Origin of the sequence: Alteromonas sp. CyTr2, assembly GCF_947311905.1 — a bacterium.
GTDB lineage: Bacteria > Pseudomonadota > Gammaproteobacteria > Enterobacterales > Alteromonadaceae > Alteromonas > Alteromonas macleodii.
On record NZ_CAMZMZ010000003.1, the window covers coordinates 80,556 to 93,869 of the forward strand.

Below are 13,314 nucleotides of genomic sequence, written 5' to 3' on the forward strand. Positions count from 1 at the left end.
TAAATACAGGACAACGTAATGAACCAGTTAGATACAAAATTTGGTGAATTTGGTGGCATGTACGTGCCCGAGCTACTTATTCCAGCGCTAGACCAGCTGGAAAAAGCATTTTTGGATGCCAAGGACGACCCGACATTTAACGAAGAGTTTTTATCTCTGTTAAAAGACTACGCCGGTCGCCCAACGTCAATGACGTTAACTCGCAATCTGGTAAGTAACCCAAAGGTAAAGTTATACCTAAAGCGTGAAGACTTACTACACGGTGGTGCACACAAAACTAACCAGGTGTTGGGCCAAGCGCTACTTACCAAACGCATGGGTAAAAAAGAAGTGATCGCCGAAACAGGCGCAGGCCAACATGGTGTTGCAACCGCGTTAGCATGTGCATTGTTGGGGCTAAAAGCACGTATTTATATGGGTGCGAAAGATGTTGAGCGTCAAGCGCCAAACGTGTTCCGTATGAAGCTTATGGGCGCAGAGGTTATTCCTGTAAATGCCGGTTCTGGTACGCTTAAAGATGCCGTAAACGAAGCCATGCGCGACTGGTCGGCAAACTATGATAAAGCGCACTATTTGTTAGGCACAGCCGCGGGCCCACACCCGTTCCCGACTATTGTTCGTGAATATCACCGTATGATTGGTGAAGAAACTCGTGCACAAATTATGGAAAAAGAAGGTCGCTTACCTGACGCAGTAGTAGCATGTGTGGGCGGAGGCTCAAATGCTATCGGTATGTTTGCAGACTTTATTGATGAGCCATCTGTACGCCTAATTGGCGTTGAGCCTGCGGGTAAAGGTGTGCACACCAAAGAGCACGGCGCAACTATCGTGACGGGTACAAAAGGTATTCTTCACGGCGCTTACACCTTCATCATGCAAGACAAAGAAGGCCAGATTGAAGAGAGCTACTCAGTATCTGCTGGTCTCGACTACCCTGCTGTTGGCCCTCAGCATGCCTATCTTCACGACATTGGCCGAGCGGAATACGTGGCCGCTACCGACGAAGAAGCTCTGAACGCATTTCAATTGCTTGCAAGGAAAGAAGGTATTATTCCTGCCCTTGAATCGTCGCATGCCTTAGCGCACGCGCTTAATATGGCAGATGAAGCGGAAGAAGAAACCATCATCGTAGTTAACTTATCAGGTCGTGGCGACAAAGATTTAGCGCACGTTATCAATATTTTAGGGGACGATTTATAATGGATAGATATGCACAGATGTTTGCAGGCCTTGATGAAAAGAACCAAGGCGCTTTCGTACCTTTTGTAATGGTGGGTGACCCAGATTTAGCGCAATCTGAAGCCATTATTTGCCAGCTAGTAGAAAGCGGTGCAGACGCACTTGAGTTAGGTATACCTTACTCTGACCCCATCGCTGATGGCCCCACAATACAAGCTTCTGCCATTCGCGCGTTAAGTAATAAGGTGACGGTAGCAGATTGCTTGGGTGTTATTTCACGTGTTCGCGCAAAATATCCTAATGTGCCTATCGGCTTGCTTCTGTACAGCAACTTAGTAATGGCCCAAGGCATCGAAAATTTTTACAATAAAGCGCAAGAGGCAGGCGTTGACTCAATTTTGGTCGCTGACGTTCCTATTCGCGAAGCGGCACCTTTTCAAAAAGCAGCCGAAGCCACTGGCATTTCACAAATTCTGATTGCACCACCTAATGCTACTGACGAAACCATGGAAAAAATCGGGGAATACTCGAAAGGTTACACGTATTTGCTGGGTCGTGCGGGCGTTACTGGCGCAGAAACTGCCGCAAACGTGCCTGCTTCAGAGCTTATTGAGCGCTTGAACAAACACAAAGCAGCACCAGCATTGTTAGGTTTTGGTATTTCTACACCTGAACAGGTTAAATCTGCTATTGACGCAGGTGCCGCTGGCGCAATTTCAGGCTCGGCGACAGTGAATATTATCGCAGCCAATTTATCGGACAGTCACAAAATGCTAAGCGAGCTCGGCAGCTTTGTTGAAAGCATGAAATCCGCTACGGCAAAAGGATAAACGTATGCTATATATGATTTGTGCAACCGATGTGGCGGACAGTCTAGAAAAACGCCTAGCGGCGCGACCTGCTCACCTTGAACGCCTGAATGCATTAAAAGATGCGGGCCGTTTAGTTATGGCTGGCCCTTTCCCTGCTGTAGGTAGTCCAGACCCAGGTCCGGCCGGATTTACTGGCTCGCTAGTAGTCGCAGAGTTTGATTCACTAGAAGCTGCTCAAGCATGGGCAGAAGCCGACCCGTACATCGAAGCGGGTGTTTACGAAAGTGTTGTAGTTAAACCTTATAAAAAGGTTTTGCCTTAAATTTTAGCTAAACGCTACATAGTAAACAGCGATAAATAGCGAAAGCCCCTTAAGAGCGAATAGCTCCGGTTTTAAGGGGCTTTTTTGTTGCTTCAACAGTAACAAAGCTAACACTTATTCATTAAACTAGTGTGGACAGACACTCAATTGCTAGACTAATGAGGACACGCACTCGTAATTGTTTGCCAAGCTTCCTTTGGTTGATAATGGGCAGTCACTTAATAATCAGCCAACAACCGTAATAACCAATCCCTTGTGGACAGACACTCGCTCCTCTGAGTAAGTGTCCCAGCGCCTCAAAGCTTCGTCATAAAATTGGCCCATTATACTGCGTTTAAAGATCGACCTTTTCGTGTTCACCCATCTCTTCTGGCTTTACCGTTTTACCAGTAAGCATTTTAAACATGCCTTTGAGTGAAGGGTCTGCATCCCACACTTCTGCATCTATAAGTTCGAAGCGAAGCATTAATAAAGAAGGATCATCTTTACCTTTCTCGAACCATGCTTCTACTGGATTAGACCAGTATTTATCAATCACCTCTTTACGTGATTCAACAGTGAGGTTGCCTCGGATACAAGCAAATACATCATGACCTTTGGATGCAAAATGAACCATGGCTTTTCCACCTTTAGCAATGCGGTTGTCTCGACTAGTGTAAAACCAAAACTCGCTATCAGCGTCTTTATCAAGTTGGGCGTACATAGGCTCGGCATGCATATCCTCGCCTACCAGACTTACCATTACTTTTGGACTATCTGACATTGCTTTCCACATTGTTTTCTTAATATCGCTAGACATAGCTCCTCCTTGTTGAAAATAAGTGTCTGTCCGACGTTACTATTGAATGGGGTAGTTGAACTAAACGCCTTATTTTCATTTTATTGATTCATCTGAAGCTTATGCCTCGCACGTGGCATGCCAAAAAAATCAATATCATCCCGCTCAGCTGCCAAAAGAGTTATTGAGAAACGTAAGCTCTTCACTACACACTAGTTAGATACAGCTTTGGACACACACTCATACATCCATATGAGCGTTGAGAACTAATTTACAAAAACCGTGGACAGTCACTCGTTTGCACAATAAACATTGGTCCCCCTTAATAACAATCAACAAAGTGGACAGACACTTTTTCAAAATAAGAGTAAAGATTACTCAATATGACTTACTAACGAGAGCACTTAAATATATGCGCCACTTTGAAGCTTAGAAATAGACTTGTGGACAGACACTCTCATTTTGACTTCCGGCCTCTTAGCAACTAAGTGTCTGTCCACAATATTTGCTCTTTCGTAAATGCCATTTACTTAAGGCTTATATACAGCTTTTGCTCCGCAAGGTAGACTAAACCTAGTTCAGAATGGGTTCAGTTAACCAAGTTATACTTATCTGTAGTTTGGCCTGAGTGGGATAATAATTGTGAGGTTGTATGAAATTATCGCTTCGTGTTGCAGTAGTTTGTTTAGTGTTAGCTTTGTCTAACACAGCGCCAGCTTTGGCGTTTCAAGACTCTGGCGGCGATATATCAAAAAGCGAAGCTGCTGAGCGTGCTCGCGTTGCTGTAAATGGACGCGTCTTAAAAGTTGAACAGACCTCAAAAAACTACCGGGTAAAAGTACTTAAAAAGTCAGGGCGAGTAGTATCAGTAGATGTAGACAAACGCTCAGGCAAGGTAAAAACAAATAAAGATAAGGACTAACATGCGTATCCTCGTAGCCGAAGACGATAGCAGATTATTAACCCAGCTTGATGCGCTCCTTCAGCAAAATGGCTATAGCGTAGACCTCGCAGATAATGGTGAGCACGCGCTTTTTCTCATTAAAGAATATAGCTATGACCTGGCTATCGTCGACATCGGCATGCCAAAGCTAGACGGATTTGAGGTTATACGAAAAGCCCGTCAAGCTGATATTTCCTGCCCTATACTCATTTTAACTGCTAGAGATAGGTGGCAAGAGAAAGTGGAAGGCCTTGATGCCGGAGCCGATGACTACCTCACCAAACCCTTTCATAACGAAGAGTTACTTGCTCGAACAAAAGCACTAATTCGACGAGCTTCTGGACAAGCGAACCCAACCATTCAGTTCGGCCCTATCTCGCTGGATACCGTTAGTGAAGAACTATCGTTAAACGGTCAAGCTTTGGATCTAACAGCTTACGAATACAAAGTCATGGAGTACCTTATGCTTAATCCGCAAAAGGTCATCTCAAAAACAGAGCTAACCGAGCACATTTATGACCAAGATTTCGATTTAGATAGTAATGTCATAGAGGTTTTCGTGGGAAGACTGCGGAAAAAGCTGGACCCAACCGGTGAGTTAAAGCCAATCGAAACCCTTCGAGGTAGAGGCTATAGGATAAATAGAAGTTTATGAGGCAATTGTCGCTACGTCTTCGGAGTATCTTTCTAGCGATTGTTCTTCTAGCGTTATTTGCGCCGTTTACTGTTGTCATTTTAGACGAGGCATATACTGATAGCCTTACGCAAGCCAAGATGAGTGAGCTTAGGTTGATGAACTTAGGTCTGTTATCGGCTTTCGAGTTAGATGGCGACCTGCCCTATATGCCTGAAATTTTATACGAAGAGCAGTTAAACCTTCCGGGATCAGGTTATCTTGGCGTGATTGTGTTTCGAGACGAAGTAATTTGGCAGTCAGCCTCAGCTCTTGAATATACCTTTTCACCACCTGAGATAGACGTTGCAGTCGGTAACGAGTTATTTCTGGATTCTCATACACCTAAGTTTGAAGAAGATTCCCAGTTTTTTGTATATGCCTTCACAGCAGAATTTGCTTCAAGTAGAGACTTCGAGCCTGTTCGGTTTTATATATTTAACAATAAAGCACTTTTTGAAGCAGAGCGGAATACGTTCTTAGACACGACGTGGCAGTGGATTTTCACGCTCTGTATAGCGCTCCTAATTTTTATTATTATCGGGATTAGCCTAGTACTTCTTCCTGTTAGGAAGTTAATTGACGAAATTTCACAAGCCTCAAGTGGACATAAACGCCAGTTAGAATCACGCTATCCCGTTGAATTCGATTCCTTAAAACAATCCATTAATGGTTTGCTTCAAACTGAGGCCGCCCAAAGGGCGAGATATAAAAACAGTTTAGGAGACTTAGCACATAGTTTGAAAACGCCTTTGGCAGTAGCATCGGGCACTAGCGATTTACCTACTGGGGTAAACGAAGCATTACAGCAAATTGACCGAATCATTAAACGCCAGTTGAAAAGAGCGAGTGCTGGAAAATCTAGCTGGCAACAAGCTATCTATATACTACCCATTTTGCACAAGCTTGCCGATGCAATGGACAAGGTCTACCAAGATAAAGCCCTTACTATAGAGTTTGAACTGGATGAGGATACTCAGTTTAAAGGAGACGAGACCGACTTCATGGAACTATGTGGCAACCTTCTAGACAATGCATGCAAAGCAGCGACCAATAGAATTATCGTATCAGCGTCGAAGCGTGCTGGTTGGCTAACAATTAAAGTAGAAGACGACGGCCCTGGTATTCCTGACGACAAAAAGGTGCTTTTGTTAGAGCGAGGAACTCGACTTGATACCTATACAGAAGGCCACGGAATAGGCATGGCGTTGGCGGCCGATTTAGTTTCAATCTACGAAGGCAGAATGCTCATCGAGGACAGTTCGCTTGGCGGTGCACGTATCGTTATTCAATTTCCCAATCACGAATAGTGCTTTAAAAAGTACAACGAAGTTTGTGCATGACCGTTAAATCCTTGAGCTTTCAATTGCTCAAATATGAGAGTGAACAGACACTTGAGTTCCTACAAAAGTTGGGGCGTATGGAAAGCGGACACACACTTAATCTTGCACAAAAGTTTGGGGGGACTGACACATTCTCAATTGACTGTTTAGCTAGAGACCAATGAGAGTTTTTTTTAAATCGATTGAGTGTCTGTCCACTATCGACTTTCAAACAGGTGTCTGTCCACTTTCTACTTCCACTAAGTTACGACGCAGACTTCTCACCTTCACTCGATAACAGCACTGCAAGCCACTTGCTCTCCTCGCGAGACTCTAGAGCTATTTTTACCACCATGGTTAACGGAACTGATAGCAACATTCCAACGGTGCCTAGCAGCCACCCCCAAAATATTAACGAAAGGAATACTACGAGCGTAGAGAGCCCCATGCCCTTACCCATCAATCGAGGTTCCACTATATTACCCATGATGGTATTAACAAGCACAAAGCCAAGCGCTGCGAAACCTGCCGAGGCAGGGCCAAGTTGAACAAAGGCTATCAATACTGCGGGCACAGCAGCGATAATTGAGCCAATGTTAGGAATAAAGTTGAGCATGAAAGCCAACACAGCCCAAAGCATGAAATGATCTACTCCCATCACATACAGCCAAATACCAATAATCAGACCTGTTCCTAAACTGACCACAGTTTTTATCGCTAAGTAACTGTTCACAGAACGAATAAATCTGTCGATATGCTTTAGTTTCATTCCAGGATCGGCAAGGGCAATATGCAACCGGCGTGGAATACTGTCTGCTTCAAAAAGCATAAAAATGACAGTAAGAAGAATAAGGAAAAGGTTTGAAAGTACGCCGCCCATTCCGCTGATGAAATTTGTTGCTACAGACATAGCCGTTGCTGGATCAAGGTGCGAAGCGATTAACTCTCTATTGATGTGAATATTAAATTCAGCCAATTTGGACACAACCCAGGCAAACTCTGTATCAAGCTTACTTCTATATTCTGGCAAATTTTCTCGAAACTCGGTCATAGACTGGCCAACTAAGCCAGCTAAAAGAAAACCAAAAACAACGATAAGCAGTATAACAAAAGTTATAGAGAGCCATTTAGGCACGCCAAATTTCGAAGTCCAACGTATTATTGGGCTACACGCGATCGCTATAAAAATAGAGAGAAAAAACGGTACCATGATCGTACTGGCGGCTTTAATACCAGCCATTACCACTACTAAACATGCTAAAACGATTAAAATTTTTGCTGTTGGCGAGCGTAGTTCCATTGACATTTTGTGCTACATTCCTGACTGAAACGACAACACTTTACAACGACTTATAAACAACTACAAACAAGAGACTTCAATGAACTTTAATCTTGCCACTATTAAAATTAAAAACCTAAGACTACGCACATACATTGGCATCAATGAAGATGAAATAAAAAACAAGCAGGACGTTGTTGTTAACGTGAAAATTGATTACGACGCTGAAAAAGCGACGAACACCGACGATATGAGTGATGCGCTTAACTATAAAACGATTACAAAGGCAATCATCAAGCTTGTAGAAGACAACCGTTTTTCTCTTCTGGAAAAACTTACCGCCGATGTGCTAAGCATTGCCGCAGAACATTCTTCGGTGCGCTACGCTGAGGTTGAGGTCGATAAGCCACATGCCCTTAGATTTTCTGATTCCGTGTCCCTGACACTATCTTGCAATAAGACGGGATAAGGTCATACCTCGAGGAGCTAATTGTGAACATTCTTTTGACCGGTGGAACAGGGCTGATAGGAAGCGAATTTATTCGTCAATATTCTCGAGAACATGAATTTACGGTGATTTCTCGCGACTTTACAAAAGCAAAGAGCAAATTGGGGGATAACGTCAAAATCGTCGAGAACGTTTCTTCGATAGAAAATTTTGAAAGTTTCGACGCAGTAATTAATTTAGCTGGTGAGCCTATCGCCGATAAGCGCTGGACAGACACTCAAAAGAAAATAATTTGCAATAGCCGCTGGGACATCACTTCTGAGCTAGTCTCAAAAATAAATAGTTGTGATGGGCCTCCGCCTGTTTTCTTATCGGGCTCCGCGATTGGTTACTACGGCAATCAAGGAGACAAGCTTGTAACTGAAGAAACTCCTCCTCATAACGAGTTCACCCATGAACTGTGCGCTAAATGGGAGACTATTGCCCAAAGTGTAGATCAAGCTAAGACACGTGTCGTAACGCTTCGAACTGGTGTAGTTCTCACCGAAAAAGGCGGAGCGTTAGGGAAAATGGCACTACCGTTTAAATTGGGGGCCGGAGGTACACTTGGGAGTGGTAGTCAGTATTTGGCCTGGATCCACTTACAAGATATGGTGCGTGCTATCTCGTTCTTGCTCGAGAATAGTGCATGTTCTGGTGCATTTAATTTAACGGCACCGGAACCAGTGACGAACAAGGAGTTCTCTAAAGCGCTCGCAAAATCACTTAACCGACCTTGCCTGTTCAATGTCCCGGGCTTTGTTATGAAAGTAGCCATGGGCGAATCATCGACGATGATACTTGAAGGGCAAAGAGTCATTCCTCAAAAGCTCACTACCGCCGGTTTCAGTTTTGACTTCCCTTCTATCGACGAAGCGCTAAGAGAAATATATCGCGCATAGTTGAATTACTGAAATTCGTTATGTGCCTTGTGTATGTGCCTTGTGGACAGTCACTTGAATTGCTAAGCAAGTGTGTGTCCACATTTATTGCACAACATTATCGCGAGGCACTTTGCTTAGTTACAAACCTCAAAAACATCTATTTACTATCAAACCAGAGCACTTCTCAAACTCTTCGCGAAAACCATTCTTTTGTAATTAGTGAACTTTGCTGTGAAATGCACAGTGGACAGACACTCATTTGAATTGAGTGACTGTCCACTGCCCTTAATCTAAACGGCACTTGACCGAGCGTCTGTCCGTTTTGTATTAAAGCGCATTTTAAACTAACGCAACAATACCTAAACCATATTCCGCAGCATCTGACTGGTATTAAGTGTAAGCAAACGCCAGCATCCAAACGCACCTAATATGCCTACAACGACAGCGCCAACGCTTGGCGCTATTGCCCAGTATTCTGGGTGTAAGCTTGCTTCCATTTGGAATACAGAGGTTTGAAGTAAATAAAGGCTCAACTCATTGGCCATTGCTGCCATAAAGCCTGCTACTACACCAATGATAACAAACTCAAAAATAACACTTTTTCTTATCAACGCCCCCTTTGCACCTAGCGTCCGAAGTATGGCTATTTCCTGTCTGCGTTCATCCATACTCGCCTGTACTTGTGCAATCAATACCAGACTGCCCGCTAACAATACCAGCACCAAAATAAATTCAACGGCAACAGACACCTGATCCACAATCTCTCGCAACTGATTAATTCGAGCATCAACGTCGAACATAGTTATTGATGCAAACGGTTTAAGTAGGTTAGTTAACTCTGCCTTTCTCTCGGTAGGAAGGTAGAAACTAGTAATATAAGTTGGGCTAAATGCGGCCATTGCCTCAGGGTGAATAACGAAGAAAAAGTTAGGCTGCATAGTCTGCCAATTCACAGTACGAATACTCGTTACTTTCGTTTCGACAATCTCGCTTCCCACATTAAAAGTAAGCCGATCGCCCATTTTAATATTCAACCTTTCTGCAACGCCTTCTTCAACGGAAACCGGGAACCATCCTTCGCTGTATTGCTTATTCTCATCGCCATGCCAGTTCCCGTCAATGACCTCGTTTTCTTTTTGAAGCGTGTTGCTCCAAGTTAGGTTTGCTTCTCTGCCTAAACCTCTTCGGCCTTCTCGATTCGGCTCATCTTCTTTAGAAACCTCGGTGTTTACCCCTTCTCCATTTACCGAAACAAATCGGCCTCGAATGACAGGATAAAACTCTTCAATTTTTAAGCCATTGTCAGCGAAGTGTCTGTCCAATTCTGGTTGGATGTCTGGCGTAATGTTAATTAAGAAATAATTGGGTGTACCTTCTGGCAATTGCGAGCGCCATTGTGAAACCATATCGTTGCGCATTACCAGCACCACTAAAAGCAACATAATGGTGACGGAAAAGCTAATAAGCTGCACGCTGTTGTCCATTGCACGTCGCTTAATACGTGCCCATGCCAACTGCCACGCCCCCATTCTTCCACTGCCCAGCTTGCGACCTACTGCAATTAAGATATACGTAGCACCAAGTAATCCGAGCACCAACGCAGCGCCGGAAACGAAAAGAATAGCGCTAATTTTTAAATCGCGGCTATACATCCACATCAATAAAAATATCGCACCACCTGATGCCACGAACTGAATGCTTCTGGAACGTAAATTCGCTGATATGTCCTTTCTTAATACGCGAAGCGGGGGAACTGAAAATAGCTGCAAAAGCGGATATAAGGAAAAGAGCAATGCACACGTAGCGCCTGTAGCAACGGCGATTAAAAGCGGCCGCCAATGCCACACGTCAAGAGATACATCCACTCTGTCCGCTACAAGTGAAACCACCACTTGCTGACCGATAAAACCTATAACGAGGCCAATAAAAATACCAAGCCCAGTGATAAATAAAATTTGGAACAAATAGACTTTTCGAATGGTGCTGCTTGTTGCCCCCAAGGTCTTCATTATTGCTACGGGATCAAAGTGACGTTGAGCATAACGCTGAGCTGCAACGGCAATGGAAACGGCCGCTAATACTATTGCCAACAAACTCGCTAACAGAAAATAGCGCTCAGCACTTGCGACAGAACGCCCTATCGCTGACTCGTCATCTTCGACTGTCCGCCACGAATGTAGGTCATCATTTAATTGGGGTAATAACCAGGTATTGAAACTTTCTATATCACCCGCATCACCGGCAAAAAAGCCCACATAACGAGCGCGACTCCCTGGTCCGGTTATCGCAGTTTTTTCCAAGTCGTTTAAGTTAATTAGCGCAATAGGGTCAGTATTAAACACGCTAAAGCCAGCATCGGGAATATCTACCAATACATGGGTGACGGTAAAAGTTCCATCACCAATTTCGATACTATCGCCAATAGAAAGCCCCAAGCTCTGAAAAAGCCGAGACTGTACCCATGCTTCCCCAGACTGAGGTAATTCTGCAGTTTTGCGTTTTTCTCCAAAAGGCTGGTCGGTAATATTGACTGTCCCTTTCAGTGGATAAGCGTCATTCACAGCTCGTAAATCAACAAGCGACATCTCGTCCCCTTTAAATACCATTGAACGTGTTGCCACCTGCTTTGCAGTCTCAAGGCCCTCTTCTTGGGCTCTAGCCAACCATTCCTCATTTATAGGATCGTCTGAGCGAAGTTGAGCATCTGCTGCAATGAATTCCGCAGAACGAGACTTGAGCGCTCCCTGTAAACGCTCACTGAAAAGTGACAGCGACAAAACGGCTGCCACAGATAGCACAATGGCCAGCAATATGATGGTCAGTTCACCACGTCTAGCCTCATGCTTGAAAAGCCGCCAAGCTAAATTAAAAGACGTCGACATCTAAACCGCCTCTTTCTTATTCATTGTGTTCGCGCCAGTTGTTTCAACTAATTCGCCAGCATTCATAGTGAGTTGCCTGTCACAATGTTCCGCAAGCTCGTTATCATGAGTTACGAGTACGAGAGTTGTGCCTTTTTCTCTATTCATCTCGAACAACAGCGCTTCGATTTTTTCACTATTTTTGGCGTCAAGATTGCCGGTAGGCTCATCGGCGAAAAGTATTTTGGGAGAGGTAATAAATGCTCGCGCTATGGCAACGCGCTGTTGCTCGCCCCCCGACAACTGATTAGGGAAGTGATGTGCGCGATGTTTCAATCCGACCTGCTCTAGAATATCCAAAGCTAGTGCCTTTGGGTTATCAAGCCCTGCAATTTCTGCCGGTAGCATCACGTTTTCCAAGGCTGTTAAGCTTTGAACTAACATAAAGCTTTGGAAAATGAAGCCTACTTTATTTCCTCTTAAAATTGCGCGCTCTTCTTCATTCATGCTGTGAAGAGCTTCGCCATCTAAGAAAATTTCCCCTTCTGTAACTTGGTCAAGCCCTGCCAACAAGCCCAAAAGGGTTGACTTACCCGAGCCTGACGCGCCAATAATGGCAACGGACTCACCAGACTTGACTTCAAAAGAAATAGGACGAAGGATCTGCAGTGAACCTTCACTCGTATCCACTACTTTGGTTACAGCATTAGCTTTTATCATAAGAGGTCATCAATTCGTGTTTGTTAAATTTCGTTATTTGTTCGCTTTTTTACTTATTCTTTTAATACCCTTTCAAGCGCTATCAGATCAAGCTGAGCAGAGCGACACAAGCGAAAATGCGGTTTTACTTATCTTAGGTGACAGTTTATCCGCGGCCTATGGATTACAGCAACATGAGGGTTGGGTCAGTTTGTTACAAAAGATGTGGCAAGACGACAACATTCCGATTGATATTGTAAATGCTGCGGTAAGCGGAGAGACCACTGACGGTGGTTTAGCGCGATTTCCTCGTTTATTAGAGCAACACAATCCTACCCATGTATTGATTGAACTGGGTGGTAATGACGGCCTTCAGGGGCACAATATCGGTAAGATTAAGGATAATTTAGACTCTCTGGTAACCGTTGCGAAGGAGAGTAATGCCGTAGTGTTTCTGCAAGAAATGCAAATTCCTTCTAATTATGGCAAGCGCTATACGCAGATGTTTACTCAAAACTTCAATAAAGTAGCGGAAGCTCAGGACGTTCAAAAAATTCCATTTTTCCTTCAAGAAATAGCGCTAAATAAGGACTTAATGCAAAACGATGGTATTCATCCCAATGCTGAGGCACAGCCTTTGATCGCTAATTTTATGGACAGACACTTAAGAAGTTTAATTCTTATCGCTCAATAATTGTGCTAATCTTATCAAGTGATTTTTTAAATGCGAGGTTTGTTTATGGACGTTTCTTCTGTTAATTCGTCTCCTGTTTCCACTGTCTTAGAATCGCCACAGCGACCTACTCAACAGGTTGAGCCCCGTAATGTGCAAGAAAGTCGCGAGACTCAGCCCCAGAGCACACAGCAGACCTCAAGCGCTAACGATGGGCGTGTGGGTTCTAGGGTTGACGTGTTTGTATAACTTGCCCTTTAAATTAAATTGTTAGGGACAGACACCCGGTGAATAAGGGTGTCTGTCCTTTTTCTTTTGGGTCAAATTGACCTAACGATTGACGTCTATCCGTTATGAAATTCGAGTGTCTGTCCACGATTGTCAGTTCTGAGATTTGATCGA

Annotated in this window: 14 protein-coding genes; 10 read left to right on the forward strand and 4 right to left on the reverse strand. The window is 44.0% G+C overall.

Annotation, left to right across the window (positions count from 1 at the left end):
- Positions 1-18 precede the first annotated feature (18 nt).
- From trpB to QME20_RS02945, 3 genes are read left to right on the forward strand one after another with little or no spacing between them, the layout of a single operon-like run.
- On the forward strand, positions 19-1,200 hold the full coding sequence (gene trpB, locus QME20_RS02935; RefSeq protein WP_281715424.1) for a tryptophan synthase subunit beta: 1,182 nt from the start codon (positions 19-21) through the stop codon (positions 1,198-1,200).
- Positions 1,200-2,009 (forward strand): tryptophan synthase subunit alpha, encoded by an 810-nt coding sequence (trpA, locus tag QME20_RS02940; RefSeq protein WP_156078149.1) that lies wholly within the window; start codon positions 1,200-1,202, stop codon positions 2,007-2,009. Before trpB ends, trpA begins: the two co-directional genes overlap by 1 nt.
- A 4-nt stretch (positions 2,010-2,013) precedes the next feature.
- Positions 2,014-2,313, forward strand: a complete 300-nt coding sequence (locus tag QME20_RS02945) for a YciI family protein (RefSeq protein ID WP_281715425.1) — start codon at positions 2,014-2,016, stop codon at positions 2,311-2,313.
- A gap of 334 nt (positions 2,314-2,647) precedes the next feature.
- Here the strand turns inward: QME20_RS02945 and QME20_RS02950 are convergent, their stop codons facing one another.
- On the reverse strand, positions 2,648-3,112 hold the full coding sequence (locus QME20_RS02950; RefSeq protein WP_039230397.1) for a pyridoxamine 5'-phosphate oxidase family protein: 465 nt from the start codon (positions 3,110-3,112) through the stop codon (positions 2,648-2,650).
- A gap of 631 nt (positions 3,113-3,743) precedes the next feature.
- On the opposite strand from QME20_RS02950, the gene QME20_RS02955 reads away from it, so the two are divergent.
- The 3 genes from QME20_RS02955 to QME20_RS02965 are packed head-to-tail and all read left to right on the forward strand — an operon-like array spanning position 3,744 to position 6,017.
- Complete coding sequence (locus tag QME20_RS02955; RefSeq protein WP_014948937.1) at positions 3,744-4,013, forward strand: PepSY domain-containing protein; 270 nt, start codon at positions 3,744-3,746, stop codon at positions 4,011-4,013.
- 1 nt (position 4,014) lies between these two features.
- Positions 4,015-4,689 (forward strand): response regulator transcription factor, encoded by a 675-nt coding sequence (locus QME20_RS02960; protein WP_014948936.1) that lies wholly within the window; start codon positions 4,015-4,017, stop codon positions 4,687-4,689.
- A complete protein-coding gene (locus tag QME20_RS02965; protein WP_281715426.1) occupies positions 4,686-6,017 on the forward strand; it encodes an ATP-binding protein in 1,332 nt (443 codons plus the stop codon). The genes QME20_RS02960 and QME20_RS02965 overlap by 4 nt, the downstream gene beginning before the upstream one ends.
- Positions 6,018-6,294: 277 nt before the next feature.
- On the opposite strand, the gene QME20_RS02970 is transcribed toward QME20_RS02965, so the two are convergent.
- Positions 6,295-7,335, reverse strand: coding sequence for an AI-2E family transporter (locus QME20_RS02970; protein WP_281715427.1), 1,041 nt, complete (start codon positions 7,333-7,335; stop codon positions 6,295-6,297).
- 73 nt (positions 7,336-7,408) lie between these two features.
- On the opposite strand from QME20_RS02970, the gene folX reads away from it, so the two are divergent.
- Together folX and QME20_RS02980 are read left to right on the forward strand one after the other, a co-directional pair.
- Positions 7,409-7,777 carry a dihydroneopterin triphosphate 2'-epimerase gene (gene folX, locus QME20_RS02975; protein WP_012517852.1) on the forward strand — a complete coding sequence of 123 codons (369 nt, stop codon included), beginning with the start codon at positions 7,409-7,411 and terminating at the stop codon, positions 7,775-7,777.
- A 23-nt stretch (positions 7,778-7,800) separates the two neighbouring features.
- Positions 7,801-8,697 carry a TIGR01777 family oxidoreductase gene (locus tag QME20_RS02980; RefSeq protein ID WP_281715428.1) on the forward strand — a complete coding sequence of 299 codons (897 nt, stop codon included), beginning with the start codon at positions 7,801-7,803 and terminating at the stop codon, positions 8,695-8,697.
- Positions 8,698-9,038: 341 nt separating this feature from the next.
- Here QME20_RS02980 and QME20_RS02985 read toward each other — a convergent pair whose 3' ends face one another.
- Positions 9,039-11,561, reverse strand: coding sequence for an FtsX-like permease family protein (locus QME20_RS02985; RefSeq protein ID WP_281715429.1), 2,523 nt, complete (start codon positions 11,559-11,561; stop codon positions 9,039-9,041).
- Positions 11,562-12,260 carry an ABC transporter ATP-binding protein gene (locus tag QME20_RS02990; protein ID WP_039225748.1) on the reverse strand — a complete coding sequence of 233 codons (699 nt, stop codon included), beginning with the start codon at positions 12,258-12,260 and terminating at the stop codon, positions 11,562-11,564.
- Positions 12,261-12,276: 16 nt separating this feature from the next.
- Here QME20_RS02990 and QME20_RS02995 point away from each other — a divergent pair, with 16 nt between their 5' ends.
- Both QME20_RS02995 and QME20_RS03000 read left to right on the forward strand, forming a co-directional pair.
- Entirely contained in the window at positions 12,277-12,933 is a 657-nt protein-coding gene (locus QME20_RS02995; protein WP_281715430.1) for an arylesterase, read from the forward strand.
- A gap of 45 nt (positions 12,934-12,978) precedes the next feature.
- On the forward strand, positions 12,979-13,161 hold the full coding sequence (locus QME20_RS03000; protein WP_080589178.1) for a hypothetical protein: 183 nt from the start codon (positions 12,979-12,981) through the stop codon (positions 13,159-13,161).
- The last annotated feature ends 153 nt before the right edge of the window (positions 13,162-13,314 follow it).